This is a genomic window from Nocardiopsis sp. NPDC055551 (assembly GCF_053619415.1).
In genome coordinates this window covers 183,045-208,223 of record NZ_JBSHJJ010000008.1, presented here as the reverse complement: position 1 = coordinate 208,223, position 25,179 = coordinate 183,045, and the positions used below count along the sequence as shown (strand labels likewise).

Sequence of the window (25,179 nt, the reverse complement as noted above, 5' to 3'; positions counted from 1 at the left end):
TACTCACCCCTCCTGGTTCGCGACGGTCACGGTCGCGTTGAAGCAGCCGGCCTCCAGCCGCCCGCCCAGGGCGACGAAGGAGATCATGGTGAGGGAGGCGATGCGTCCCGCCGCGTGCGTCCCACAGGACGGGCACAGGTCGCAGAACCAACTGTCGGCGGCGGCGCAGTCGAGGACGGGCACGACCGCCGTCTCCCGAGTGCAGTCGTTGCGCATGCTGAGGGTGGCGCCGGTCGACAGCAACGGCAGGGGTAGGCAGGGGGTGCGCCGGTCGCACCGTCCCTCGTGGTCGGCCCGGTCCAGGGACGGATAGGCGGCACCCGCCGCGTGGGCTCGCGGATCCAGGTGCGCGGAGCGCCCCCAGGCCGGGTCGTACCAGGTGGCGATGCCCTCGATCGTGCTGGAGTGTTCGCGGGTGAGCGGCCTGCGCGGGGCCGAGTCGAGTGGGTGTGGAGGCTGTGTGGTCGCCGGTCGCGCGGCCCAGACCGCGCCACCGCGCCAGACGCCGACGACGTCGAACAGGTAGCCGGGCTCCAGCCGCGGATGCCGGACGGAGACGCGCCCGGACGTGCGGTAGGGCATGACCACGGTGAGCCGAGGACGCCCGTGCCCGGGGTCGATTTCGAGGGTGTCGCCCTCACGGGCGATGATGACCCCGCTCGCACGCGCCGTCTGCGCCCAGACCCGTTCGGCGATCAGCCTCCCGTCGTGCGAACACAGCACCACGGCGTCGTCGCCGGGCCTCAGTTCGGTGGGAAGGACCTCACCGCCGCGCCAGAAGGTGGTGCCCCGTTCGAAGAGGAAGCGTTCCTCCCCGTTCGGGGTGGCCAGGCAGAGCATGTACGAGGTGGCGTCCACGACCACGCCGCGGACGACGCGGTGGTGGACGGGTGTGGGTTCGGGTGCCGCCACCGAGCCGAGCAACGCCGCCGTGAACCGCCGACGGTCCCGACCACTGTCCATGATCACTGACATGTCCCTCGCGCCCCCTGCCGCCCGACTCGTCCATCCGTGACCCATTGTGACCCCGAGTCGCGCGATCGGCCGTTCACACGCCGACACGCGCCCGCTCGTGTCGATGAAGCGCCCCGCGAACACGACCTGATTCATGTCGCTTTCACGCGGTTTGTCGGCACGTGGTATCAAGCTGCCTGGGCGTTTGCGTTCACTATGTGACAGTTGAGGACCAAAGGCGGACGTACACCGCCGTGCACACAGCGATGCCGCTCGACGAGAGTCAGCGCCACCCGTGAAGGGCGGTGGTCCACGTGACGGGAACGACCCGGACTCCCAATTCCGAGGAGTTCAGCCGCTACGTGTCCGAACGCGGGCCCGCGCTGCTCCGCATGGCCCGTTCCCTCACCAACAGCCACGCCGACGCCGAGGACCTGCTCCAGGCCGCGCTGGTCAAGACCTTCCTCGCCTGGGGCCGGATCGCCGACCCCCGCGCCCGCGACGGATACGTCCGCCGGGCCATGGTCAACGCGCAGATCTCCGAGTGGCGCCGCAAGCGCCTGGACGTCTACCCCACCGACGAGATCCCCGAGCAGCGCGTGGACGACCCGACCTGGCGCAGCGACCTCGCCGACGTCGTGGGGCGCGCCATCGAACGTCTCCCCGAACGTCAGCGCGCCACGGTGGTCCTGCGTTACTACGACGACCTCACCGAGGCACAGATCGCCGAACGCATGGGCGTGACCATCGGGACCGTGAAGAGCACACTCTCCCGCTCCGTGGAGAAACTGCGCCGCGACGCCGACCTCATCATCGAACGCACCACCGCTTGACCTCCACCATCGGGACCCGGCCGGACCACGGCGCCCCGACCGGGCCACCAGGTTTCCCGACGGCCTGAAGAACCTCGCCCCTTCTCGGACACGACCCCACCGGCTTCGGGAGCCCGACCCACGACTTCGTGCGGGGCCGTTTCGTACAGGGATTCGGATCGCGACTTTCTCCCGAATTCCGCCGCGTCGCTCACTCGTCCTTCTCCCGGCTGCCCGCAGGACGCATCGAACACCCATGCGATGCGGACGGTCCACAACGTCCCACGGCTCCCCCGAACGGTGGTCGGTCGAAGCATCATCGGCCCGTCCGATCCGTCCGGCCGCCAGGAGGAACCCCGTGAGCAAACGCCACTCCCCCGCCACTCCGCCCCCAAAGGAAGGCCTGGACCTACCCGAACTCACCCCACCCCGGTGGAACCGACACGGCGACGCGATGCTCGACGCCTCCTGGCTCCGGATCGCCCGCCACATGCCCTCGCTCCTCGCCAAGGCCGCCGTTCTGGCCTGGCGGAGCGGCCCCCGCGACGTCGTCACGACCGTCCTGTTCAACCTCGGTTCCGGCGCCGCCACGGCCTGGGCCCTGATCGCCACCACCTCGGTCCTCGGCGAGTTCTTCACACAGGTCCCCACCACCGAACGAGTGGTCTCCGCGCTCCCCTCCCTGGGGCTGCTCGCCCTGGCGCTCCTCCTCCGAGGCGGCTGTGGCGCCCTCGCCGGGCGCGCCCAGGCCCGATTGGAACCCAGGGTCGTCTTGGCCGCCGAACGGCGCCTGTTGCGCGACGCCACCTCCGTGGAGCTACGGGCCTTCGACGACAGCGAGTTCCACGACCACCTGTTCCGCTCCCACACCCGCGGCTGCGCCGAGGCGGGCACCCTGGTCCGACAGGCCGTCGACCTCCTGACCGGGTCGGTGGGCATCGTCGCCGCGGCCGGGGTCCTGGCCACCCTGCACCCGGCTCTGGTGCCGCTCCTGCTGCTCGCCCTGGTGCCCCAATGGTGGGGCCGCCGCGGCCTCCGCCCGGATGCGCTACCGGATGATCCTGGCGTTCACCGAGGGACGACGCCGCAAGTACATGCTCGACCAGCTCATGACCGCTCGGGAGAGCGCGGCCGAGGTCCGTTCCTTCACCATGGAGCACCGACTGCTCTCCGAGTTCGACAGGGTCGCCCACCGAGAGCTGGACATCCACCTGGGGTTGGCCACCCGCCAGGCCGCCGTCCGCTTGGCCGGTGACACCGTGAGCGGTCTCGTCACCGCCGTGGTTTTCGCCGCGCTGGCCCTCTTGCTGGTCCAGGGGGCCGTACCGATCGCCGTGGCCGGGGCCGCCGTCGTCGCCGTTCGCGTGGCCCAGGGTGCGCTGGGCAACGCCCTGCACGCGATGACCCAGGTGTACGAGTCGGGCCTGTACTTCTCCGACTTCGTGGCCTTCCAGCGGGAGGCCGCGGATCGACTGCCACGCCCCGGCCTGCGAACCGCCCCGGAGGGGTTCGACCGGATCGAACTGCGCGACGTGACCTTCGGATACCCGTCGGGCGAGGGGCCCGCCCTGGAGGATGTGAACCTGACCCTCCACCGGGGTCGGACGATCGCCCTGGTCGGCGAGAACGGATCCGGGAAGAGCACCCTCGCCAAGCTGCTCTCCGGCCTGTACACACCACAGAAGGGCGGTGTGCGCTGGGACGACACCGACCTGTCCGAGGTGGACGGGGTGAGCCTTCGCACACGGATCTCCGTCATCGCCCAGGACCACACACACTGGCCGTTGACCGCACGCGGCAACACCGTGATGAGCAGCCCGGAGGACACCGAACGCCTCACCCGCGCCGCCGAGGCCGCCCAGGCCGACCGTGTCGTGGCGGGTTTCGAGCACGGTTGGGGAACCCTGCTGGACAAGCGATTCGCCCACGGCGTGGAACCTTCGGGAGGGCAGTGGCAACGGCTCGCCGCGGCCCGTTCGTTCTACCGAGGCGATGACGGCGACGAGGTTCCCCTGCTCATCGCCGACGAACCCACGGCCGCCATGGACGCCCGCGCCGAGCACGGATTCTTCGCCTCCGTCCACACGCACGCCCGGCGCACCGGTGCCACGGTCGTGTTGATCACTCATCGCCTCGCCTCGGTACGCATGGCCGATCACATCGTCGTGCTCGAACACGGCCGGGTGACCGCCCAGGGCACCCACACCGAACTCATGACCGCCGGTGGCCTGTACCGGGAACTGTGGGAACTCCAGGCGGATTCCTACCGCGTCTCCGACGTCCCTGAACCCCGGCGACCCTGATCCACAGGGGAGACCGGAACATCCCGGTCTCCTCGCCCCGGATCCGTCCGGAGGGTTCGTTTTGCGCCCGGCCCCCGCGCTCTGTAGTCTGGTCGCAGCCAGGAGGATTCGCCTAGAGGCCTAGGGCGCCGCACTGCTAATGCGGTTGGGGGGCAACCCCCTCATGGGTTCAAATCCCATATCCTCCGCTTGATGAGAAGGGGTCTCGTGCTTCGGCGCGAGGCCCCTTCGCTTTACCCGAAACCACTCCGGGCTCATCCAGGCGGGAGCCCGCCCTCGTCGATGAGCCCGATCCCACCGGATCCGTTGGCGGGGCGTGGCGGGCCGAGTGCTCGTGTGACCGGCGCTTCGGGTGGCCTCAGGCCGATCTCTCGGCAATGGAGTGGTAGGCATGTTCTCGGCCTTCGAGGGTGTCCGTGACCATGGCCCCGAGGCTGTTGTGGATATGGGAGCGCACCAGCCCGGCCGCGGCGGCGCCGTCGCCGACGATGACGAGCTCCAAGATCCTGTGGTGCTGGTTCAGGTCTATCGTGCGCGGCTCGGCACCCGCGGGCAGTTCCAGACCGATCCGCCGATAACGGTCCGCCTTGTCCCACAGGTCGTCCAGAAGCCTGATCATCACGTCGTTGTGGGAAGCGGCGTAGATCGCCCGGTGGAAGGCCCGATGCGCCGCGATGGCCTCCTCGCCCCAGGTGCGGGTGACCGGCAAGAGTTCGTTGGCCGCCGCCTGCATGGCGGCGATCTCCCGTTCCGTCCTGCGTAGAGCGGCGAGCTCGGTGGCGGAGGGTTCCAGCGAGAAACGGACCTCCAGCAGTTCACGCGCTTCGGATGCGCTCATGGGTGCCACGCGAACATCTCGGTGGGCGTCCATCACGACCCAGTCCTCGCTGGCCAACCGTCTCACCGCCTCACGCAGAGGGGTGATGCTCATCCCCATCTCCTCCGCCAGTTCGTACTGCGACAAACGTGACCCCGGGGCCAGCTCACCGGAGGTGATGCGACGGCGCAGCTCGGTGTAGGCCAGCCCGCCCTTGCTGGAGAAGACGTTCGCGCTGGTCATCGTGACCTCTCTCACAGAATTTCCGCCCACGGGCTTGTGGCCCTCGTCTCGGCCAGTATAGGCTCCGCATAACTTATAAGAACCTTATAAGATCTATCTTCGCAGGAAGAGTGCTATGCGAATCGTTTCCGCCCACGTGGGGACCATCCCGATCAGCTCGTCGATGCGCAACGCGTACATCGACTTCAGCAAGATGGACTGCACGGTCCTGGCACTGGTCAGTGACGTACTGGTCGACGGCGAGCCCTTGGTGGGTTACGGCTTCAACTCCAACGGGCGGTACAACGCCACGGCCATCCTGAACGAGCGGATGCTGCCGCGGCTGCGGAACGCCGCGGCGGAGGATCTGCTGGACGAGGACGGCGAACTCTCTCCCGCCCAGGCGTGGGACGTCATGATGCGCAACGAGAAGCCCGGTGGACACGGTGAACGCTCCGTCGCCGTCGGCGTGGTGGACATGGCTCTGCACGACCTCGCCGCCAAGGCCGCGGGTGTACCGCTGTACCGGTGGATCTCCGATCACTACGGTGACGGCGACCCGGACAAGGACGTCTTCGTCTACGCCGCCGGCGGCTACTACGCGCCCGGCAAGACCCTGGAAGACCTGCAGAACGAGATGCGCGGCTTCCTGGACTCCGGGTACGAGATCGTCAAGATGAAGATCGGCGGCGCCGACCTGGCCGAGGACCTCGATCGCATCGAGGCGGTCATCGACGTTCTGGACGGCGACGGGTCGCGTCTGATGGTGGACGCCAACGGCAGGTTCGACCTGCGGACCGCGCTGGACTACGGCCGGGCCCTCGACCGGTACGGCCTCTTCTGGTACGAGGAAGTCGGTGACCCACTGGATTACGGTCTGAACGCGACGCTGTCGGAGAACTACCGTAATCCGATCGCGACCGGCGAGAACCTGTTCTCGTTGCAGGACGCCCGGAACCTGATCCGCTACGGCGGGATGCGCCCGGATCGCGACTTCATCCAGGTCGACCCGGCACTGAGCTACGGACTGACGGAGTACCGCCGGGTCCTGGACATGCTCGCCCAGCACGGTTGGTCCGCCCGCCGGTGCGTTCCGCACGGCGGGCACCAGTTCTCGTTGCACATCGCCGCGGCCCTCAAGCTCGGTGGCAACGAGTCCTACCCCGGAGAGTTCCAGCCCACTGGGGGCTTCACCGACGACGCGGTGATCACCCGCGGTCGTGTGGCGCCGGGTGACCTTCCGGGCATCGGGCTCGAAGGCAAGGCCGAGTTCCACCACGTCCTCCGGGGCCTGCACGACTGACCGCCCGAGAACGGTGGCTCCCGGGCCGACCCTTGTCCACGGGAGCCGCCGTCTTCGGCATCACATAAGAACGCTCCGAGGCGGTACGCACGAACATCTGAACAACGAGTACCCCAAAGGAACCGATTCCACAATAAAAATGGGCTCTTCCCCCTTGCGAATTATATACGAACCCATTTTCCTTCATGGCCGGCGTCGAATCTGATGCTGCCAGAGCCGCTTTCCCCCAGCAAGCCGAGCCGCGCAAAAGACCAAGAAGGCATGAAATGGCAAACTCTTATCTGCATTCCATATGGGGAAACCTGTGGGTATCACACCGAGAGATCAAAGAGCTCCTGACCTTCTCGTATCGCAGGAAGTCACCACGCGCGAATCCGGTGGCGGCCGGCGGGAACGACGGCGATGGTCCCGCCGAGACCCATGGCGGTACCGAGAGCTCGGAATCGACTTCGGAAGCGGATGGAGAGTCCGGTGGCCCCGGCCCCGGCTACACACCCGCACGCCTCATCGGCCTGCTACTCGGTCCATTGCTGTTCGTGGCGACACTTGTGTTCTTCGAACCCGCGGGGCTCTCGCCGGAGGGGAGGGCGGTCCTCGCCACCACTCTCTGGGTCGCGACCTGGTGGATCACAGAGGCGATACCCATCCCGGTCACGTCCTTGCTTCCGGTCGCGCTCCTGCCGCTGACCGGTGCGTTGGACGGTGATTCCGTAGTCGCAGCGTACGGCAATGACATCATCTTCCTGTTCCTCGGGGGTTTCTCGATCGCGATCGCGATGGAGAAATGGAATCTTCATCAACGTATCGCGCTCTCGATCGTCTCGGTGATCGGCACGAGTCCGCGTCGTATCATCCTCGGCTTCATGGTCGCGGCAGGTTTCCTGTCGATGTGGGTATCCAACACGGCCGCCACCATGATGATGATCCCTGTCGGAATGGCGGTGGTATATCAGGCCGCCCGTTCCCTGCGGGGTGGAGAATTCGCCGAAGACCTGCCGAAGTTCGAGAAGTCCATGGTATTCGGCATCGGTTACGCGGCCACCATCGGCGGCCTCGGTACGCTTATCGGTACACCACCGCTCGCTATTCTTGCGGCGACTGTCGGGGAGCTCTTCGGTGAGAGCATCTCGTTCGGTGGATGGATGGTGTTCGGGCTTCCGATCGTCGTCATTCTCCTTGCCTTCGCGTGGTTCTACCTGACAGGCATCGTATTCAAGGTCAGGTTCAAGCATCTTCCCGGCGGCAAAGAAATCATCCGAGGAGAGAGGAGATCTCTCGGTAGAATGTCCACCGAGGAAAAGGCCGTACTCGTCGTTTTCCTTGGCGCCGCCTTCATGTGGGTGACTCGATCATTCATCTGGGAAGGCCTTCTCCCGGGAATCAGCGACGGTGTCATCGCGATAGTCGCAACGGTGATCCTGTTCACGTTGCCGACTCGCAGCAAGGGAGAGCAGAGGATCCTCCAGTGGGAGGACTCGAAGAAGGTCCCCTGGGGAATCCTCTTGTTGTTCGGTGGTGGACTGGCTATCGCCGCGGGGTTCGTCGAAACCGGACTCTCTTCATGGATCGGCGAGCAACTGCGTATGCTCGACGGGGTCAACGTCATCCTGATCATCATCATCGCGACCGCGCTGGTGCTCTTCCTGACGGAGATCACCTCGAACGCTGCGACGGCAACGATGATTCTTCCGGTCATGGCGGCTTTCGCCGTTTCCCTGAATATCCACCCGTACGCGTTGATGGTCCCCTGCGCGATGGCCGCGAACTGCGCATTCATGCTTCCGGTGGGCACCCCTCCGAACGCGATCATGTTCGGCACCGGAAAGGTGACGATCATGGAAATGGTCAAAACCGGTTTCTGGCTGAATATTATCGCCCTGATCCTCATCATCGCGGGAGTGCTCAACATGCTGCCACTGTTCTGGGGGATCGACCTCATGACCATTCCTCCCGGGTTCCAGTGACCGGTTCGCCCGGGGATGAGGTCGGCCGATTCCTGCGTAGTGCGGTCGAGAGGTCCCTGAGCCGCGGCCACTCGTGCGACGCCTTCCGTCCGACCCCGCGGCGGTGCGGGATAGTCTGCTCGGGTGTCCGAGACGACGGCGTGGAGGGAACGGGTGCTCCGCCCCGTGCGAAGAGTGAGAGTCATCGACGCCCTACTCCCCACGGCCCTCGTGGCCCTGTCCTTCGTACCCGGAATCGCCCACCAGGGAGTCGACCTGGCGGAGCTGCCGGACGACCGGTCCTTGGACGCCCTGGGCCTGGCCCTCATCGCCGCCCAGACCGCGCCCCTCGCCCTCCGGCGCCGGTTCCCCGTCGCCTGCCTGGTCGTGGTCGCCGCCGCGTTCACCGCCTTCCAGCTGCTGCGCTACCCCACCGCCTTCGCCTCCCTCGCGCTGATCGTGGCCCTGTACACCGTCGGCACACTCCCGCCGCGCCGCCCCGTGCCGGTGGTCGTGGGAGCGGTCGCCGCCTACGCGCTCCTCTGTCACTCCCTGTACCTCGCGGGCTCACGTGCCACCGTGGCCGACTACTTCGCCTTCGGTCTCGTCCTGGCCGCGTGCTGCGCCCTCGGCGGGTGGGTGCGCGCCCGGGCCTTGGACGCCGAGGAGCGCCGCCGCCGGATGGAGGCCGACGCCGCTGCCGCCGAACGGGCCCGTATCGCCCGCGACCTGCACGACGTCGTCACCCACCACGTCACCTCGATGGTGGTCCAGGCCGATACGGCGGGCTACCTGCTCGGGCCATCCGACCGGGTGGGGACCGCCCTGGTCGGTATCGGGGAGTCGGGGCGGCGCGCCTTGGACGATCTCCGGCACCTGCTCGGCGTCCTGGACGCGAGCGAGGACCCGTCCGGGCCCTCGCTCGGCGAACTCGCCGGCCTCATCGAGCGCTCCCGCAGGGCGGGGCAGAACGTGGACCTGGTCGAGGACGGCGATCCCCGCCCGATGCGGCCCCAGGAGGAGGAAGCCCTGTACCGCGTCGTCCAGGAGTCCGTCACGAACGCGCTCAAGCACGCGCCCGACAGGCACGTCGTCGTCCGCATCGACCACGGGGGCGAGGCGGTCGGCGCCCGGATCACCACCGAGGGCGGCGCGTCCCCGACCGAGGGGACCGGATCGTCCCGACCCCGCCTCGGCGGCGGCCGCGGCTTGACCGGCCTGCGCGAGAGGGTGGGCGCCGTCGGCGGGGAGCTGCGCGCGGGTCCCTCCGACGACGGGGGCTTCACGGTGCACGCCAGCGTTCCCAGGGGGAAGTCGTGAACGGTTCATCCATCCGCGTCGTGGTCTGCGAGGACGACGAAGTGGTGCGCGCCGGGTACGCCGCGGTGCTCGACGCCCAACCGGACATGGTCGTGGTGGGGCAGGCCGGCGACGGCGCCGAGGCGCTGAACGCCATCCGGGATCTGCGGCCCGACGTCGCGGTGATGGACATCCACATGCCCGGTCTGAGCGGCATCGAGGTGACCGCCCACCTGGCGGAGCAGCCGGGCCCCCACCCGGTGCGGGTCCTGGTGGTGACGACCTTCAACCTGGACGAATACGTCTACGAGGCGCTGCGTGCGGGTGCGAGCGGGTTCCTGTTGAAGGACGCCCCATTGCAAGAACTGATCGCGGGCGTGCGCACGGTCGCCCGAGGAGAGGCCCTGCTGGCACCGGCTGTGACCCGTCGGCTCATCGGCGAGTACGCCCTGCGGATCCGTCCCGCCGCCCCCGCCCCTCCTGCGGTGCACACCGAGCCGCTGACCGAACGCGAGCACGAGGTGCTGCTCCTCATGGCGGAGGGACTGTCCAACGGGGAGATCGCCGAGCGGATGACGATCGCGCACGAGACCGTCAAGACCCACGTGTCGCGGATCCTCACCAAGCTCCGATTGCGCGACCGGGTCCAGGCCGTCGTGTTCGCCTACCGCTCGGGGCTGGTGCGGCAGGGCTGAGGGGCGGGTCCCCCGCTAGAGCCACCGAATCGCGCTCGCGGGGGTGATGTGGTCGACGGGGTCCTCTTCCTAGCCTGGGAACCGGTCGGAGCGCCCCCGCGCTCCGCGTTCCAGGAAGTGGTCCCGACATGTCCAACGACGCCGCACCCGCGTCCACCCCTCGCAGTCTCCGCCGGGTGGCCCCGCGCTTGGCGCTCCTCCTACTCCTGTTCGGCGTCTTGGCCGCGATCCTCCCGACTGTGACGGGCGCGGTGGGCTCGTCGGTGTGGGCCCTGCCCCTCGGCGTCGCGGCGGCGGCCCTCGGTCTGTGGGCCTACCGGCTCGCGATCCGCCGGATCGAGGGGAGGGAGCCGCTGGAACTCTCCCGTGAGGGTGCGGCCCGCGGCCTCGGGTGGGGGACGGCGGCCGGTCTCGGCGTGTTCACCGCGACCATCGCGGCCGTCGCCGTCTTCGGGGGCTACCGGATCACCGGGTGGGGGTCGTTCGAGGCGTTCCTCGCCGTGTGCGGGCTGATGTGCGCGGTCGCGGTCGCGGAGGAGTTGCTGTTCCGCGGGGTGCTCTTCCGCGTCGTGGAGGAGGTCACCGGGACCTGGGGTGCGCTCGCCGTCAGCTCCGTGCTCTTCGGCGGGCTGCACCTGGTGAACCCGAACGCGACCCTGTGGGGCGCGCTGGCCATCTCCCTGGAGGCCGGTCTCATGCTCGGTGCCGCCTACGCGGCCACGCGTTCCCTGTGGCTGCCGATCGGCCTGCACCTCGGCTGGAACACGGCGCAGGCCGGGGTCTTCGGCACCGCCGTCTCCGGCAGTGAGGACGCCTTCGCCGGGCTGTTGGCGGGGGAGACGAGCGGTCTCACCATGATCAGCGGGGGCGCCTTCGGCCCCGAGGGCAGTGTCTTCGCGGTGCTGTTCTGCGGCGCGATCACGGTGTACCTGCTGCGCGTGGCCCACCGCAAGGGCCACATCGTGCCCCGGCGCGCGAGCCGGGTCTGAGCGTCGGATCCGAGGCGGCGCCGCCTGGGACACGGAACGTTTGAGTCATCGGGATCGCGGCCAGGGCAGAGGAGAGCACCGCTTTCGAAGGGGGAAACCATGTCCGAACACATTCCGTCGTTGCGCGTCTTCGCCTCACCGAGCCGTTACGTCCAGGGGCGGGGCGCGTTGGAGGAACTCGGTTCCCTGGTGGGCGCGCTGGGAAAGAGACCCTTGGTCCTGACCGACGACGTGGTGCGTGGTCTGACCGGCGAGATCCTGGAACGTACCTTCGCTCGGGCGAAGGTGCCGCTCACCTTCGAACGGTTCGGGGGGACACCCACCCGGGCGGAGTCGGAACGAGTGGCCGAGGTCATCGGGAAGGGCGGCCACGACGTCGTCATCGGCCTCGGCGGCGGCGCCGCGATCGACGCGGCCAAGGCAGCCGGTGACAACGCGGGTGTCCCGTGGGTGAGCGCGGCGACGGTGGCCTCCACCGACGCCCCCACCTCGGCCCTGTCCGTGGTCTACACCGAGGAGGGCTCCTTCGAGTCCTACCGGTTCTATGGCCGCAACCCGGCTCTGGTGGTGGTCGACACCCAACTCGTGGCGCAAGCTCCCACGAAGTTCCTCGCAGCAGGTGTCGGGGACGCGTTGGCCACCTGGATCGAGGCCCGTGCCCTTCGGGGTACCGACGCGGCCAACATGGTGGAGGGTCGCCCCACCCGGGCCGGGACCACCTTGGCCCGGTTGTCCTGGGACATCCTGTGGGAATCCGCGCTGCCCGCGTTGGACGCCGTGGACCGGAACCTGGTGACCCCCGACGTCGAAGCGGTCGTCGAGGCGACCACGCTCCTGTCCGGACTGGGCTTCGAATCCGGGGGGCTCGCGGCCGCGCACGCGGTGCACGACGGCCTCACCGCGGTCGACGAGACCCATCACCTGGCGCACGGGGAGAAGGTGAACATCGGCTCCCTCACCCAGCTGTTGTTGGAGGGTGCCGCCACCGCCGAGGTGGAGGAGTTCGCGGAGTTCACCGCACGGGTGGGGCTCCCCACCACACTCACCGAGGCGGGCTTGGGCGACGCCGACGATTCGGTGTTGGACCGGGTGGTGGAGGCCGCCATGGCTCCGGAGGAGACCATCCACAGGTTGCCCTTCACCCCATCGCACCGGGACGTGCGGGACGCGCTCCGTGCGGTGGAGGGGGTCGGCCGACGGGTCCGTGAACGCGCGGGGCTGGGAGAACCGCGACGTCCCTAGGACGATCGAGTCGGATGGGTCGGAAGGGTCGCTCCGGGAAGCGTGGCAGACTGAGGAGTTCGGTCGGTTGGGGAACGACCCAACCGACACACCCACAGCACACGAGAAACGGGCCCATGGACAACTTGGAAATCATCGAAAGCGCCTCCGATCCGGCGGTCCGAAGGATCCTCGATGTCACCAAGAGTTCCAGGGCCAACATCAAGACGACCCTGATCGAGGACCCCGAGCCCCTCGTCCAGTGCCTCAAGGCCGGTGTGGAGTTCGCCGAGATCTACGGGATCGAGACCCAGCCGCCGCCCGAGGAGCTGATGGACCTGTGCCGGGAGCGGAACATCCCGGTCCGGTTGTTCGCCACCTCGGTCGTCAACCAGGTCTTCAAGGGCGAACGCAAGCCCAAGACCTTCGGTATCGCGCGGGTGCCGCGGCCGTCGCGGTTCAGCGATCTCGCCAAGCGCGGCGGGGACGTCATCGTGCTCGACGGGGTGAAGATCGTCGGCAACATCGGTGCCATCACGCGTTCGGCGCTGGCCTTGGGCGCTTCCGGGATCGTGCTCGTCGACAGCGACCTCACCAGCGTCGCCGACCGACGACTGATCCGTTCCAGCCGCGGCTACATCTTCTCCCTGCCGGTGGTCCTGGCCACTCGCGAGGAGACCATCGACTTCGTCCGCAAGGAGGGTGTCCCGATGGTGGTGCTCGACGCCGACGGCGAGGTGCCGCTCAAGTCCCTCGGGGACAACCCGGATCGGCTCGCGCTGCTGTTCGGCGGTGAGAAGGGCGGCGCTTCGGAGATGTTCGAGGAGGCGGCCTCCGCTTCCATCTCCATCCCGATGCTCACCTCCACCGAGTCCCTCAACGTGTCGGTCTCGGTCGGCATCGTGCTGCATGAGCGGACCGGCCCGAACTTCGCGGCCCACAGGGCCGACCGCCGCTGAGCGTAGGGGGCCACTCCGAGATCGGAGCGGCCCCTACCGTCTACTTCAGGCCCTTGCGGGCCAGCAGCGGCTCCATACCGGGCTCACGGCCCAGGAACTCGGTCACGGCCTCCATCGGGTCGACGCTGCCGCCCACGGCCAACACCTTGCGCCGGAAACGGTCGCCGTTCTCCCGGAGCAGTCCGCCGTTGGCCTTGAACCACTCCACGCTCTCGGCGTCCAGCACCTCACTCCACACGTAGGAGTAGTAGCCGGCGCTGTAGTCGTTGGAGAACACGTGCATGAAGTACGAGGTCCGATAGCGGGGGTGGACCAGCGGGTGCAGGGCGCCCACCTTCTCCAGTGCCTCGTTCTCGAAGGCCAGGGCGTCGTCCACGGTCGTCCCGGGCTCGATGCGGTGCCAGGACCAGTCCAGCAACGCGGCGGCCAGGTACTCGAAGGTGGAGAAGCCCTGGTTGAACTTCTCCGCCGCGCTGAGCCGCTCCACCAGTTCGGTCGGGACGGGCTCGCCGGTCTCATGGTGCTTGGCGTAGTTGGCGAGGATCTCCGGCCAGGTCGCCCACATCTCGTTGACCTGGGACGGGAACTCCACGAAGTCGCGCGGAACGCTCGTGCCCTCCACCCGCGGGTAGCGAACCGCCGACAGCAGTCCGTGCAGGGCGTGGCCGAACTCGTGGAAGGCGGTCTCCACCTCGTCGAAGGTGAGCAGGGTCGGCCCCGACACCGGCTTGGTGATGTTGAGGTTGTTCACCACCACGGGCCGCTCGTCCATCAGGTAGGACTGCTCGACGAGGTTGTGCATCCACGCGCCACCGCGCTTGGTCGGCCTGGCGTAGGGGTCGAACAGGAAGAGACCCAGCGCGTCACCGTCACCGTCACCGTCGAAGACCTCCCACACCCGCATGTCGGAGTGGTATCCGCGCAGGTCGGAGCGTTCGGTGAAGGTGACGCCGTACAGGCGCGTGGCCGCGTACAGGACCCCGTCCTCGATCACCCGGCCCAGCTCGAAATAGGGGCGCAGGGCGTTCTCGTCGAAGTCGTAGCGGGCCTTGCGGACCTGCTCGGCGTAGTACGGCCAGTCCCACGGCTCGATGTCGTGACCGGCGTGCTCGGCCAGCGCGGCGGCCTCACGTTCGACGTTGCGCCGTGCCGGCCCCACCAGCTGACCGAGACGCTCCTCGACCGCGTCGACGGTCTTGGCGGTCTGGTCCGCGACCTTGTAGGCGGCGTGGTCGGGGTAGCCGCGCAGTCTGGCCTGCTCGGCGCGGATCGTCGCGACGCGCTTGGCGATCTCCAGGTTCTCCGGGGCACGCTCCACGCTGAGCTTGTAGAGCTTCTCGCGAGTGGCGCGGTCGTGCAGCCGGGCCAGGGCCGGCTGAACGGTGGTGTTGAGCAGCGGCAGCACGTACTCGCCATCGTTCTCGATGGCTTGGAGCCAGGCCTCGTCGAGCCCGTCGAGGTCGGAGACGTCCCGGGTGACCAGGGCGGACTCGGTGGAGGCCCGGACCAGGTCACGGGCGAACTCCGTGCCGAGCTCGGAGATCTCGGTGTTGAGTTCGCGCATCCGCTCCTGTTCGGCGTCGTCCAGGTCGGCGCCGGCCTGGACGAAGTCGAGCCGGTACCGCTCCAGTAGCCGGGATTCCTCCGGATCGGTGGTGGTGACCCGCTTGATGCGCTCCCAGAGCCCGCGGTCGAGCAGGATGGCGTCCTGGTGCTGGGTGGCCCTGGGGGCGAGTTCGGCTTCGAGTTCCTGGATGGCGTCGGTCGCGTCCGAACCGGCGAGGGTGTGCAGGACGGTCTCGACCCGCCGCAACGTGCGCCCGGAGCGTTCCAGGGCGGCGATGGTGTTCTCGAAGGTGGGTTCGGCGGGGTCGGCGACGATCGCCGCGACCTCGGCGAGGTGCTCGGCCACGCCCTGGTCGAAGGCGGGCCGGTAGTGCTCTTCGCGGATCCTCGCGAAGTCCGGGAGCCCGTAGGGCAGTGTGCTGGGTGACAGGAACGGGTTGTCGGTCAAGGGAACGTGCTCCTCGTTCGTCGGCGCCGGATCACGGCATCGGGGACGTCCGTGCTGTTCTATCGCGCGTCCCGCCGCGTGTCACACGCTCACTCTCCGCTCAGGAGGGATGACGCCGCCACGAACGGTGGCTCAGGGCGCGCTCTCCCCTCCGGCGATGACGTGCGGTTCCGGCTTCGGTTCGGCGTCGGCGTCGAACGGCAGCTCGACGATCGGAACGTACCGTCCGATGGCATCGCCCGCGCTCTCGGGGCTGTAGCTGAGCGTGCCACCACCCGCCGTGACCTGGCTGTTGCGGGTGTTGAGCAGCATGAGCCGGTCCCGGACGGCCTCGGCCCTCGGTGCCACCGGCTCGTTGCCCTGCTCGTTGGTCATCCGGATGGCCGCGGCGGCCACCGCCACGGCGTCGTGGTTGACGAGCGCGTAGCCGTTGGCGAGCCGTTCGAGGTCGGTGTCGTGCTCGCCGAAGTGTTCCCGGTAGGCGTCGCGGAAGGCCGGGTAACCCTCCGGAACGCCCGGGGAACCGGCGGGCGCGTCGTTCCAGCGCGGGTCGAGGCCGGTGGCGTAAACGAGCGTGATGTCCTGTTCCTCGACGATCCGCATCTCCTCCTCCTGGTTGAGCATGCTCATCCCGGTGGAGACGAAGAGGACCCGCATCTCGCGATCGCAGACGCTGTACCTGAGGCTGTCCAGGAACGCGTCCAGGTCGGGTGCGCGTCCGGCGAAGAGGATGGTGTCGGCGTCGGTCGCGCACACGTTGCCGGACACGTCGGAGAACAGACCCGCGGGCGGGGTGTCACCGACGGTGGTGCCCCTGTAGGTCTGGACGGAGCGCCCCTCGGTGTACGCGCTCAGGTGTTCGTCATAAGCGCTCTTGAGGGTGGAGACGAACAGGTCGGGTTCGGTCTGGTCGTGCACGATGACGGCGCGGGCGGGTTCGTCGAGACCTTCCAGGTAGGTCCCCAGCGCCTTGACGTACTCGTTGTTGCTGGGCGCCACCCGGATCACCCCGGGCAAGGCGGGGTTCTCTTCGTCGCCGGCGTCGTCGATGCCCTCCGGTCCGTGCGCGAGCCCGTCGGCGGTGACCGCGGAGGAGACCATGGGGATGTCGTACCGGTGGAGTTCCTCCGCGACGCTCTTGGTCGACTCGATGCTGACCCCCAGACCGGTGACGGCGACGAGGGGGCGCTCCTCGTCCTGCGCCATGGCGACCAGGTCCTCCACGACCGGCTCCCAAGACCCCTGCCGCCCGCCCATGTTCGCCAGGACCAGCTGGATCTGGGGGGTGGGGTCACCGTAGGCGCGGGTGTCGTTGGCGCGGATCTGCGCGGTGTAGGCGCCCTCCAGGGCTCCGCGCATCCGGGTCGGGTCCATCGGGCCGACCTCCTCGAAGCTGAGGGTGCCCAGGAAGGCGACGCGGACGATGGGCTGCCCGTCGGCGAGGGCGTCGACACGTTCGTTCTCGGCCCGAATGAGCCCGGAGACATGCTCGAACTCGTCGGCGAATTCGAAGGAGCCGTCCGTGATACCGACGCACTCGCCCTGGATCTGCCGAACGCCGCTGCCCGGGCCTCCGCAGGTGAAACGGTCTCCCACCATGAGGGCGGTCGCCACGACGACGAGGACCAACGCCGCCGCACCGCCCAGCAGCAGGATCCTCCTCCTGTTCCCGCCGCCTTCGTCGGCCGGGTCGGCCATCTGTGGTCACCTCATCCTGTTCGGCGGCTCGCCAACGACTTATAATGCGCGTTCTCAGTCGATATATGAGTATCTCGGCCATTCGTGACGCAGGCGTTATACGAATTCGTCTCAGCTCGGCGCCGAAATCACCGGAATCACCATTCGAATCGGGGACGAGAGGGGGAACGGAGACCTCGTACTCGAAGCGCGCGTCCCCCTCACGTCTCTCTCGGACGTCTCCCACCCTGGGGTACGGCCCGGGCCCGGCCTCTGATTCGATGAAGGCCCACAGGCCCCTCCAGGAGGACCGATTGGCCCAGACGACGAACGTCCCCGGCCCTTGGGGAAGCCTGCCCCTCCCCCGTTCCGCCCTTCCTCCCACCGGTGCACCCGACCTTCGCGGTTCGGCACGCTTCGTGTGGTGGCTCATCTCCTGTCAGCCCTGGCGGGTGCTGCGCGGAGCCCTCTACGGAACCCTGTGGATGGGCGCCCTGTTGGTCCCGCCGTACCTGCTGGCCCGCGCCATCGACGACGGTTTGAGGGCTCGGGACCCCGGTGCCCTCGTCCTGTGGGTGGCGGTCCTGGTGGTGGTGACCGTCCTCAACGCGACCCTGTCGATCCTGCGGCACCGCACCATGTCGATGGTGCGGATGGACGCCGCGCACCGAACAATGCGCGTGGTGACCCGGCACTCGACCGTACTGGGCTCCTCCCTGGCCCGGAGGGTCACCTCAGGGGAGCTGTCCACCGTCCAGGCCTCGGACGTGCTCCTCATCGCGCACATCCTCACCATGACCGGACCCGGGGTCGGAGCGGTCCTCGGGTACGCGGGGGTCACGATCCTGCTCTTCACCATGTCGCCGCCGTTGGCCGCGATCGTGGTGTTGGGTGTCCCGGTGCTGGCGTTGGTGGTCGGGCCCCTCCTCGGTCGGTTGCAGGGACGTCAGCGGACCTATCGCGAACACCAGGGCGCCACCACCGCGCTGGCCGCCGACATCGTGTCCGGGCTTCGAGTGCTGTGCGGCATCGGCGGCAAGGAGCACTTCGCCCGCCGCTACGAAGAGCGGTCCGGGGCCCTGCTCCATCAGGGGTATCGGGTCAGCGAGACCACCAGCTGGTTCCACGCGGTGAGCGCCTGTCTGCCCGTGGTGTTCCTGGGCGTGGTGACCTGGGTGGCTGCCCGGTTGACGGTCGCCGGGCAGATCACCGTGGGCGAGACCGTGGCGGTCTACGCGTACGTGGCCATCCTCATCGTGCCGGTGTTCTTCCTGATCGAGGGCGCCAGTGGGGTCACCCAGGGGTTGGTCTCGGTCCGACGGGTGCTACGGGTCCTCGAACTGGAGCCGCCGCTGGCCGGAAGCGGGGTGGATCGACCGGGTCCCGTGCCCGGGTCCGGTCTGGAGGATCCGGACTCCGGGGTGAGGGTCGTGCCCGGCACGACCACGGCCCTGGTCTCCGCGTCCCCGAAGGAGGCGGCCGCCGTCGCGGACCGGTTGTGCCGCTACATCGACTCGGAGGTCCTCTGGGGCGAGGTCCCGTTGCGCGACGTGGAGCTCACCGAGGTCCGCGAACGCCTACTGCTCAGCGACAACGGTGCCTACCTGTTCGCGGGTCCACTGCGCGAGGTCCTGGATCCGCACGGCGGCCACGCCGACTCGGAACTGCGCGAGGCACTGCACGTGGCCGCCGCCGACGACGTCGTCGACGCGATGCCGAACGACCTGGACTCATGGGTGGAACCCCAGGGACGCAACCTCTCAGGAGGGCAGCGCCAGCGGATCCGGCTCGCCCGTGCCCTGCTCGCCGACACCGAGGTCCTGGTGCTGGTGGAGCCCACCTCGGCGGTGGACTCGCACACCGAGGCGACGATCGCCGGACGTCTCCACGAGGCACGCTCCGGGCGCACCACCGTGGTCGTGGGAACCTCACCGCTGCTGCTCGATCGGGCGGACCGCGTCGTCCTTCTCCTGGACGGGGAGGTGGTCGCCGTCGGCACGCACGGGGAGCTGGCCCAGAGCAGGAGCGACTACCGGGCCCTGGTTCTGCGCGGTGCCGACGAGGAGGACCCCTCGGGACACGACACGGACGAGGAGGCCGGGGAGATCGAGAAGCACCGGGCCCACGAGGGGAACGAGGAGGCCGGGGCATGAGCGAACGGCTCCCGGTCGCCGACCGGACCCAGGTACGCCGCGACACCGCCGAACTGCTGCGCGTCGAACGTGGACGGGTCACCCGGTTGGTGGTCCTGACCCTGCTCGCGGGCGCCGCGGGGTTGGTCGGCCCCTACCTGCTGGGGCTGATCATCGACATGGTGGAGGACGGCACCGCCACCCTGGACGTCGTGGACCTCATGGCCGCCGGTGTGGTGGTGGCGGCCTGCGCACAACTCGTTCTCACCCGGTACGCGCGTCGCTCCACCTATCGGTTCGGCGAACACGTCCTACGGCGACTGCGCGAGGACTTCGTCGGGCGGACGTTGGCGCTGCCCACACGGGTGGTGGAACGCTCCGGCACCGGCGACCTCACCACCCGGGCCTCGGCGGACGTGGCGACGGTGGGGCAGACGCTGCGCGGTGCCCTCCCCGACATCGCGCTGTACGTGTTCCAGCTCGTGGTGCTGTTCGGCGCGATCCTCTGGATCAGCCCGCTGCTGGGGGCGTGCCTCGTGATCTCGATCCCGCTGGTGATCCCGGTGATCCGCTGGTACCTGCGACGATCCCGGCGGGCGTACCTGGCGGAGGGCGCGGCGCTGTCCGGGACCTTGGAGAACGTGTCCGCCACCGCCGAGGGCGGGCGCACGGTGGAGGGCCTGGGCGTTCAGCGGGATCGGATCGAGGTGACCGAACGGGACGTGGGGCTGCTGTACCGGGCGCGACGCGGCACCCTGCGTCTGCGCACGGTCCTGTTCCCCGTCACCGAGAGCGGCTTCATGATGCCGAGCGCCATCGCCCTGTTGGTGGGCGGTCTGGTCTACCTCGACGGCGGGATCGAACTGGGCGCCCTGGTGACGTGCCTGCTCTACATCGAGCAGGCGGTGAACCCGATGATCCGGTTGACCCAGTGGGTCGAGGAGATTCAGCGGGCCACGGCGTCCTTCGCCCGGCTGCGCGGTGTCCAGCGGCTACCGGAGGAGTCCACCGGGCCCGGCCCCGAGCCCGAGGGCGACGGGATCGAACTGGTGGACGTGCACTACGCCTACGTGCCGGGCCACGACGTACTGCGCGGCATCGACCTGGAGATCCGCCCCGGTGAGCGGATCGCGGTGGTGGGTCCTTCCGGGGCGGGCAAGACCACCATCGGACGGCTGTTGTCCGGCGCGGACGTGCCCGGTTCGGGCCGGGTACTGGTCGGCGGGGTGCCCGTCGGCGACCTCTCCCCCGGAGTGCTGCGCGAACGCGTCGTCCTGGTCGACCAGGAGCACCACGTGTTCACGGGTTCGTTGCGGGAGAACGTCGCGATCGCCGCCCCGGACGCCGATGACACCCGGCTGCTCGCGGCGTTGGACGCGGTGGACGCCGACTGGGTCCGGGAGCTGCCCGAGGGGTTGGACACCCCGGTGGGCTCGGGTGGCGCGGACCTGGACCCGGCCAGGGCCCAACAGGTGGCGCTGGCCCGGGTGGTGCTGCTCGACCCGCACACGGTGGTGCTCGACGAGGCCACCTCACTGTTGGATCCGCGGACGGCGCGAGCGGCCGAACGGTCCCTGGCGGCGGTGTTGGAGGGCCGGACGGTGATCGCGATCGCGCACCGGCTGCACACGGCGCACGACGCGGACCGGGTGGCGGTGGTGGAGGACGGTCGGATCACCGAGATCGGGCCGCACGACGAACTCATCGCCGCCGGTGGTGCGTACGCGTCCCTGTGGTCATCCTGGCACGGCACGGACTGAGGATTCGAGGACGCGTGCTCGGGCCGGACGTCGCTTCCCGGCCCGAGCGGCGGGTACTCGCGCTCACTCCCGCGGGCTGAGGAACTCCAGCCGGTTGCCGTTGTTGTCGAAAACGTAGAAACGTCGATAACCGGGGAAGGCGTCATCCCAGGTCACCTCGTGTCCGGCTGCGGTGATCCGCTCGGCGAGGGTGTCGATCTCACGCACGAGGATGCCGGGGTGCGCCTTGCGCTGCGGGGCGAACCCCTTCTCGACTCCCAGGTGGATCTCCAGGGCGTCGGCGCGCACCCACAGGCCTCCGCGGGCCGCCAGAACCGGGGGCTTGGGGATCTCGACGAAGCCGAGGACGCCCACGTAGAAGGCACGGCAGTCCTGCTCACCACCTGGCGGGAGGGCGATCTGGACATGGTGGAGACCGAAGCCGAGTGCGGTGGAGGTGTCGGGGGTCGTCATACGTTCCTCTCGGTTCGGTCCAGGGTTCCGTTGCCCGCGCCGTTGGGTCCCGGCAGCCCGTGCGTCTCGCCTTCGGGAATGTCGAGGGTGACGCCGCGCAGGGCTACCGAGTCCGCGTTCCCTTTTCGCCGGTGGACACGTCTGAATTCGGTGATCTCCAGGGCACTCACGTGCGTCCTCCGAGGGTGTCGAGGCGAAACCGTGATTGTCTTGATGTCGAGGTAATTAGGGGAACGCTACCCCCGAGTCGATTCCTCCGGCAAGGGTGAGGAACGCTCGAAGATGTACTCCAGTCCGTCACGTTCGTCCCACTGCTCACCGACCCTTTCGAAGCCGAAGCCGGTGATGGTGGCGAGCGATCCGACGTTGTCCGGACTGATCGCGGCACGTACCGTCATCACGTCCGGCGACGCGTCGGCCCGCCGCAGCAGCTCCACCACCATCGCCCGGGCGTAACCCCGACGCCGCAGTTCCGGCACGACGGAGTATCCGATCTCCACACTTCTGCGCTCGTCCGGTGGTCCATGGAATCCCGCGTGGCCGACCGCCCCGCCGTCGTCGGCGTCCACCACGACGTTGGTCAACCAACCGGCACGCTCCGGTACCGCCCGTAGCTGGTCGAGCCGGTAGCCGCTGAGCCAGAGCATCTCCTTCTCGGCGAAGTGCGGCCCCAACTCCGCGCCCACCAGTCTCCCGGCGGTCGAGACGTCCCCCTTCTTCAGGGCGACCAGGATGGGTTCGGTCATCTCCACCAGGCGCACCCGAGGGGCGCCGGTCGGTACGGTCCCGGCGTTCGTGTTCGTCACCCAAGCATCTTCGCTGCCTCCGACGAACGGCTCAACGTGTTTTACCGAACGCGCCACGTGTCGGATGGTCGTCGATCTCGGGGACGATGGACGTGCCCCGCATCGACCAGCCAATGAGGAGCCCCAGTGCCCGACGTCGACGATCCGCGCTGTTCCTGGGCCCGGACCACCTCCGAGCTCATGACCTCCTACCACGACGGCGAATGGGGGCGACCCTCCCATGAGGACCGCTACCTGTTCGAGATGCTCGTGTTGGAGGGTGCTCAGGCCGGCCTGTCCTGGGCCACGGTGCTGAACAAGCGCGAGAACTATCGGCGGGCGATGGACGGTTTCGACTTCGATCGGATCGCCGGCTATGGACAGACCGAAACGGACCGGTTGCTGTCGGACCCGGGGATCATCCGCAACAGGCTCAAGGTCGGTTCGGCGGTACGCAACGCCCAGGCCTTCCTACGGGTGCGCGAGGAGTTCGGAAGCTTCGACGCCTACCTGTGGGACCGAGTGGACGGCACCCCGGTGGTGGGCCACTGGACCACACCCGAGGAGGTTCCGGTGACCACCCCGCTCGCCGACCGGCTGAGCCGCGACCTCAAGCGGCGCGGGTTCACCTTCGTCGGCGGCACCATCACGTACTCCTACCTCCAGGCCACCGGCGTGGTCGAGGATCACCTGGTGGGCTGTCCGGCCAAACCCTGACCACCGTCCTCGGGACGAACGCTCCCGCCCACCGGATGGGCCTCGCGACGTCCCGTGGCCTAGCGTGAGCGACATGACGACCGCTCCTGCCACCCACGGCGCGATGGCCATCATCACCAACGGCGCCGGACGATATCTGCTGCACCTGCGCGACGACATTCCCGGTATCGCCTGGCCCGGCCACTGGAGCACTCTGGGCGGTGGTTGCGAGGAAGGGGAGGCCCCGCGCGAGGCGATCGTCCGCGAACTCCAGGAGGAGGCCGGCCTCACCGTCGAAGGACTCACCGAGTTCTGCGAGGCCCCCGACGTCAACGGCTCCGGGCAACACCTCACCTTCTTCTCCGCCACTTGGGAGGGCGATCCCCGTTCCCTGACCCTCACCGAAGGCCAAAGACTCGACTGGGTCGCTCCCGAACGGTGGGGTGCCCTCCTCGTCCCCGGCTTCGTCCTCGAAATCCTCCACCGACACCGCACCACCACCTCCTGACCCCGTGAGGCCCGCCCTACCGGACCCGGCCCCGCCCGGTCCCCTCCCTCCCGTTCCCGCCGCCGAATGGCCGGGCACACCGGGCGGTCTACGGCCCCGACCACGAGTTCTCCTTGGGTCTGGAGCGGGTCTTGGACGGGGTTGTGCGCTCGTGGACTCCCGCGCTCCGACCGACGACCGAGGGCGGGTCGGGCCCTCAGGTGAGTTCGTCCTCGATGGCGGCGTTCAGCTCGTCCACGTTCATCGCGCCGGGAACGGTGGTGTGGGTGCCGTCGGATCGCAGGAAGACGAACGAGGGCGGGCTGATCACCTCGAAGCCACCCCAGATGGTGCCGAACTCGTCGACCAGGTTGGTCATGTCGTCGATCCCGTGTGCGGTCTCGAAGAGGAGGGCGGCTTCCTCTTCCGAACGACCGACGACGCCATGGAAGTCGATGTCCTCGTGCACCCGGTCGGCGGCCGAGACCACGGAGGCCTGGCCCGGGCATTCCTCGCAGTCCGCGGTCCAGAACCACAGGACGGCGTCGGACTCGGTCAGGGACTCACCCTCGAACTCGGCGCCGTCTGTCGTCGTGGTGGTGAAACTCAGGGCCCGGTGGACCTCGGGGGTGGTCTCGGCACCGGAGTCGATCGTGTCCACGGTGTCCTCGGGTTCGGATCCGCAGGCCGATAGCGCCAGGGTCAACGCGGCGGTCGTCAGGTTAACGCGGTTCATGGTCGCGCCCATGTCTGCACCTCGATGGGGGGATCGGGGGGTGGTCACGGAGTCACGTGATAGTGACGCAAGTGAATGCAGTGCAGTATGCCCGTTACGGAGCGTTCAGGCACCCCCTCCACGAAACTTATCCGCTTTCATGCCCCTTGTCCGGCATCAAGATCCGCTTCGCACCGAGACATGACACCGCCGACCGTCGGCTTCCCAGCGACGGTCGGCGGTGTGCGCTCCGCGGTATCGAGGTCCGTGGTATCGAGGTTCAGGAACGCAGCGCGGCGGCCTCGCGGGCCAGGGCCGTGATGTCGTCCCAACGGGCCCCGGCGACCAGGTCGGTCGGGGTCAACCAACTCCCGCCCACACAGCCCACGTTCGGCAGGGCGAGGTAGTCCGGCGCGCTCTGGAGGGTGATCCCACCGGTCGGGCAGAAGCGCACCTGCGGCAGCGGTCCACCCAGGGACTTCAGGAACCGTGCCCCGCCCGACGCCTCCGCCGGGAAGAACTTCAGCGCGGTCAGGCCCGACTCCAAAAGGGTCATCGCCTCCGACACCGTGGCCACCCCCGGCAGCGAGGGCAGCCCGGTGTCCGACATGGCGCGCGCCAGGTCGGGGGTGCACCCCGGGCTGACCAGGAACCGCGCCCCCGCCTTCGCGGCGGCGTCGGCCTGGTCGGCGGAGACCACCGTGCCGGCGCCCACCACCGCCTCGGGCACCTCCTCGGCGATGCGCTCGATCGCGTCCAGCGCGGCGGGTGTCCGAAGGGTGACCTCGATGCCGGGCAGGCCGCCCGCCACCAGTGCGCGGGCCACGGGCACCGCGTCCTCGGCGTTCTCCAGCACCACCACCGGCATGACCGGGGCGAGGGCGAACAGGTCCTCACCGGAGCGGGGAACGGTCGTCATGTGCTTCTCCAAGTACAGGTTCGG

22 protein-coding genes and 1 tRNA gene are annotated in these 25,179 nt (G+C 68.7%); 15 read left to right on the top strand and 8 right to left on the bottom strand.

Translation table 11 applies throughout. The features are described from left to right. Positions 1-3 precede the first annotated feature (3 nt). The gene (locus ACWGSK_RS16535; RefSeq protein WP_452456153.1) at positions 4-975 is read right to left on the bottom strand and encodes a hypothetical protein; all 972 of its coding nucleotides are present in this window, start codon (positions 973-975) and stop codon (positions 4-6) included. Positions 976-1,259: 284 nt separating this feature from the next. Here ACWGSK_RS16535 and ACWGSK_RS16530 point away from each other — a divergent pair, with 284 nt between their 5' ends. From ACWGSK_RS16530 to ACWGSK_RS16515, 4 genes are all read left to right on the top strand, one after another. Then, complete coding sequence (locus ACWGSK_RS16530; RefSeq protein ID WP_358513014.1) at positions 1,260-1,787, top strand: SigE family RNA polymerase sigma factor; 528 nt, start codon at positions 1,260-1,262, stop codon at positions 1,785-1,787. Between the two features lie 337 nt (positions 1,788-2,124). Beyond that, positions 2,125-3,021, top strand: coding sequence for a hypothetical protein (locus ACWGSK_RS16525; RefSeq protein ID WP_452456152.1), 897 nt, complete (start codon positions 2,125-2,127; stop codon positions 3,019-3,021). Beyond that, positions 2,918-4,069 carry an ABC transporter ATP-binding protein gene (locus ACWGSK_RS16520; RefSeq protein WP_452456207.1) on the top strand — a complete coding sequence of 384 codons (1,152 nt, stop codon included), beginning with the start codon at positions 2,918-2,920 and terminating at the stop codon, positions 4,067-4,069. Before ACWGSK_RS16525 ends, ACWGSK_RS16520 begins: the two co-directional genes overlap by 104 nt. Before the next feature lie 101 nt (positions 4,070-4,170). Further along, positions 4,171-4,257: transfer RNA gene (locus tag ACWGSK_RS16515), tRNA-Ser, on the top strand. 170 nt (positions 4,258-4,427) lie between these two features. Here ACWGSK_RS16515 and ACWGSK_RS16510 read toward each other — a convergent pair. Further along, positions 4,428-5,129, bottom strand: a complete 702-nt coding sequence (locus tag ACWGSK_RS16510; protein ID WP_452456151.1) for a GntR family transcriptional regulator — start codon at positions 5,127-5,129, stop codon at positions 4,428-4,430. A 115-nt stretch (positions 5,130-5,244) separates the two neighbouring features. On the opposite strand from ACWGSK_RS16510, the gene ACWGSK_RS16505 reads away from it, so the two are divergent. The 7 genes from ACWGSK_RS16505 (at position 5,245) to nshR (ending at position 13,517) form a co-directional block, all read left to right on the top strand. Next, positions 5,245-6,411 (top strand): enolase C-terminal domain-like protein, encoded by a 1,167-nt coding sequence (locus ACWGSK_RS16505; RefSeq protein ID WP_452456150.1) that lies wholly within the window; start codon positions 5,245-5,247, stop codon positions 6,409-6,411. Between the two features lie 266 nt (positions 6,412-6,677). Next, complete coding sequence (locus ACWGSK_RS16500; protein WP_452456206.1) at positions 6,678-8,375, top strand: SLC13 family permease; 1,698 nt, start codon at positions 6,678-6,680, stop codon at positions 8,373-8,375. A 123-nt stretch (positions 8,376-8,498) separates the two neighbouring features. Then, the gene (locus ACWGSK_RS16495; protein WP_358515984.1) at positions 8,499-9,674 is read left to right on the top strand and encodes a sensor histidine kinase; all 1,176 of its coding nucleotides are present in this window, start codon (positions 8,499-8,501) and stop codon (positions 9,672-9,674) included. Further along, the gene (locus tag ACWGSK_RS16490) at positions 9,671-10,348 is read left to right on the top strand and encodes a response regulator (RefSeq protein WP_452456149.1); all 678 of its coding nucleotides are present in this window, start codon (positions 9,671-9,673) and stop codon (positions 10,346-10,348) included. Before ACWGSK_RS16495 ends, ACWGSK_RS16490 begins: the two co-directional genes overlap by 4 nt. A 128-nt stretch (positions 10,349-10,476) precedes the next feature. Then, complete coding sequence (locus ACWGSK_RS16485) at positions 10,477-11,337, top strand: CPBP family intramembrane glutamic endopeptidase (RefSeq protein WP_452456148.1); 861 nt, start codon at positions 10,477-10,479, stop codon at positions 11,335-11,337. A gap of 99 nt (positions 11,338-11,436) precedes the next feature. Beyond that, the gene (locus ACWGSK_RS16480) at positions 11,437-12,579 is read left to right on the top strand and encodes a glycerol dehydrogenase (protein WP_452456147.1); all 1,143 of its coding nucleotides are present in this window, start codon (positions 11,437-11,439) and stop codon (positions 12,577-12,579) included. A 116-nt stretch (positions 12,580-12,695) separates the two neighbouring features. Then, positions 12,696-13,517: an NshR/TsnR family 23S rRNA methyltransferase gene (gene nshR / locus ACWGSK_RS16475; protein WP_358515996.1), complete on the top strand. Its 822-nt coding sequence runs from the start codon at positions 12,696-12,698 to the stop codon at positions 13,515-13,517. 40 nt (positions 13,518-13,557) lie between these two features. Here nshR and ACWGSK_RS16470 read toward each other — a convergent pair whose 3' ends face one another. Then, positions 13,558-15,531 carry a M3 family metallopeptidase gene (locus tag ACWGSK_RS16470; RefSeq protein WP_452456146.1) on the bottom strand — a complete coding sequence of 658 codons (1,974 nt, stop codon included), beginning with the start codon at positions 15,529-15,531 and terminating at the stop codon, positions 13,558-13,560. Between the two features lie 132 nt (positions 15,532-15,663). Continuing rightward, positions 15,664-17,229: an ABC transporter substrate-binding protein gene (locus tag ACWGSK_RS16465; protein ID WP_358508445.1), complete on the bottom strand. Its 1,566-nt coding sequence runs from the start codon at positions 17,227-17,229 to the stop codon at positions 15,664-15,666. 293 nt (positions 17,230-17,522) lie between these two features. Here ACWGSK_RS16465 and ACWGSK_RS16460 point away from each other — a divergent pair, with 293 nt between their 5' ends. Then, the gene (locus ACWGSK_RS16460) at positions 17,523-19,361 is read left to right on the top strand and encodes an ABC transporter ATP-binding protein (protein ID WP_358508447.1); all 1,839 of its coding nucleotides are present in this window, start codon (positions 17,523-17,525) and stop codon (positions 19,359-19,361) included. After that, positions 19,358-21,100: an ABC transporter ATP-binding protein gene (locus tag ACWGSK_RS16455; protein ID WP_358508449.1), complete on the top strand. Its 1,743-nt coding sequence runs from the start codon at positions 19,358-19,360 to the stop codon at positions 21,098-21,100. The genes ACWGSK_RS16460 and ACWGSK_RS16455 overlap by 4 nt, the downstream gene beginning before the upstream one ends. A 63-nt stretch (positions 21,101-21,163) precedes the next feature. Here the strand turns inward: ACWGSK_RS16455 and ACWGSK_RS16450 are convergent, their stop codons facing one another. After that, positions 21,164-21,553, bottom strand: coding sequence for a VOC family protein (locus ACWGSK_RS16450; protein WP_358508451.1), 390 nt, complete (start codon positions 21,551-21,553; stop codon positions 21,164-21,166). Positions 21,554-21,789: 236 nt separating this feature from the next. Next, entirely contained in the window at positions 21,790-22,359 is a 570-nt protein-coding gene (locus ACWGSK_RS16445; protein WP_358508453.1) for a GNAT family N-acetyltransferase, read from the bottom strand. 126 nt (positions 22,360-22,485) lie between these two features. Here ACWGSK_RS16445 and ACWGSK_RS16440 point away from each other — a divergent pair, with 126 nt between their 5' ends. Together ACWGSK_RS16440 and ACWGSK_RS16435 are read left to right on the top strand one after the other, a co-directional pair. Next, positions 22,486-23,055 carry a DNA-3-methyladenine glycosylase I gene (locus ACWGSK_RS16440; protein WP_358508455.1) on the top strand — a complete coding sequence of 190 codons (570 nt, stop codon included), beginning with the start codon at positions 22,486-22,488 and terminating at the stop codon, positions 23,053-23,055. 73 nt (positions 23,056-23,128) lie between these two features. After that, the gene (locus tag ACWGSK_RS16435) at positions 23,129-23,542 is read left to right on the top strand and encodes an NUDIX hydrolase (protein ID WP_358508457.1); all 414 of its coding nucleotides are present in this window, start codon (positions 23,129-23,131) and stop codon (positions 23,540-23,542) included. 196 nt (positions 23,543-23,738) lie between these two features. On the opposite strand, the gene ACWGSK_RS16430 is transcribed toward ACWGSK_RS16435, so the two are convergent. After that, positions 23,739-24,257 (bottom strand): thioredoxin domain-containing protein, encoded by a 519-nt coding sequence (locus tag ACWGSK_RS16430; RefSeq protein ID WP_358508459.1) that lies wholly within the window; start codon positions 24,255-24,257, stop codon positions 23,739-23,741. A gap of 259 nt (positions 24,258-24,516) precedes the next feature. Next, complete coding sequence (eda, locus tag ACWGSK_RS16425; RefSeq protein ID WP_358508460.1) at positions 24,517-25,155, bottom strand: bifunctional 4-hydroxy-2-oxoglutarate aldolase/2-dehydro-3-deoxy-phosphogluconate aldolase; 639 nt, start codon at positions 25,153-25,155, stop codon at positions 24,517-24,519. Positions 25,156-25,179 lie beyond the last annotated feature (24 nt).

Excerpts from the sequence above, each read along its gene's own strand:
- ACWGSK_RS16485 (WP_452456148.1), top strand. The coding sequence starts at position 10,477 with ATGTCCAACGACGCCGCACCCGCGTCCACCCCTCGCAGTCTCCGCCGG.
- ACWGSK_RS16500 (WP_452456206.1), top strand. The coding sequence starts at position 6,678 with ATGGCAAACTCTTATCTGCATTCCATATGGGGAAACCTGTGGGTATCA.
- nshR (WP_358515996.1), top strand. The coding sequence starts at position 12,696 with ATGGACAACTTGGAAATCATCGAAAGCGCCTCCGATCCGGCGGTCCGA.
- ACWGSK_RS16535 (WP_452456153.1), bottom strand. The coding sequence starts at position 975 with ATGTCAGTGATCATGGACAGTGGTCGGGACCGTCGGCGGTTCACGGCG.
- ACWGSK_RS16510 (WP_452456151.1), bottom strand. The coding sequence starts at position 5,129 with ATGACCAGCGCGAACGTCTTCTCCAGCAAGGGCGGGCTGGCCTACACC.
- ACWGSK_RS16450 (WP_358508451.1), bottom strand. The coding sequence starts at position 21,553 with ATGACGACCCCCGACACCTCCACCGCACTCGGCTTCGGTCTCCACCAT.
- ACWGSK_RS16520 (WP_452456207.1), top strand. The coding sequence starts at position 2,918 with ATGGAGCACCGACTGCTCTCCGAGTTCGACAGGGTCGCCCACCGAGAG.
- ACWGSK_RS16430 (WP_358508459.1), bottom strand. The coding sequence starts at position 24,257 with ATGAACCGCGTTAACCTGACGACCGCCGCGTTGACCCTGGCGCTATCG.
- ACWGSK_RS16480 (WP_452456147.1), top strand. The coding sequence starts at position 11,437 with ATGTCCGAACACATTCCGTCGTTGCGCGTCTTCGCCTCACCGAGCCGT.
- ACWGSK_RS16505 (WP_452456150.1), top strand. The coding sequence starts at position 5,245 with ATGCGAATCGTTTCCGCCCACGTGGGGACCATCCCGATCAGCTCGTCG.
- eda (WP_358508460.1), bottom strand. The coding sequence starts at position 25,155 with ATGACGACCGTTCCCCGCTCCGGTGAGGACCTGTTCGCCCTCGCCCCG.
- ACWGSK_RS16455 (WP_358508449.1), top strand. The coding sequence starts at position 19,358 with ATGAGCGAACGGCTCCCGGTCGCCGACCGGACCCAGGTACGCCGCGAC.
- ACWGSK_RS16465 (WP_358508445.1), bottom strand. The coding sequence starts at position 17,229 with ATGGCCGACCCGGCCGACGAAGGCGGCGGGAACAGGAGGAGGATCCTG.
- ACWGSK_RS16435 (WP_358508457.1), top strand. The coding sequence starts at position 23,129 with ATGACGACCGCTCCTGCCACCCACGGCGCGATGGCCATCATCACCAAC.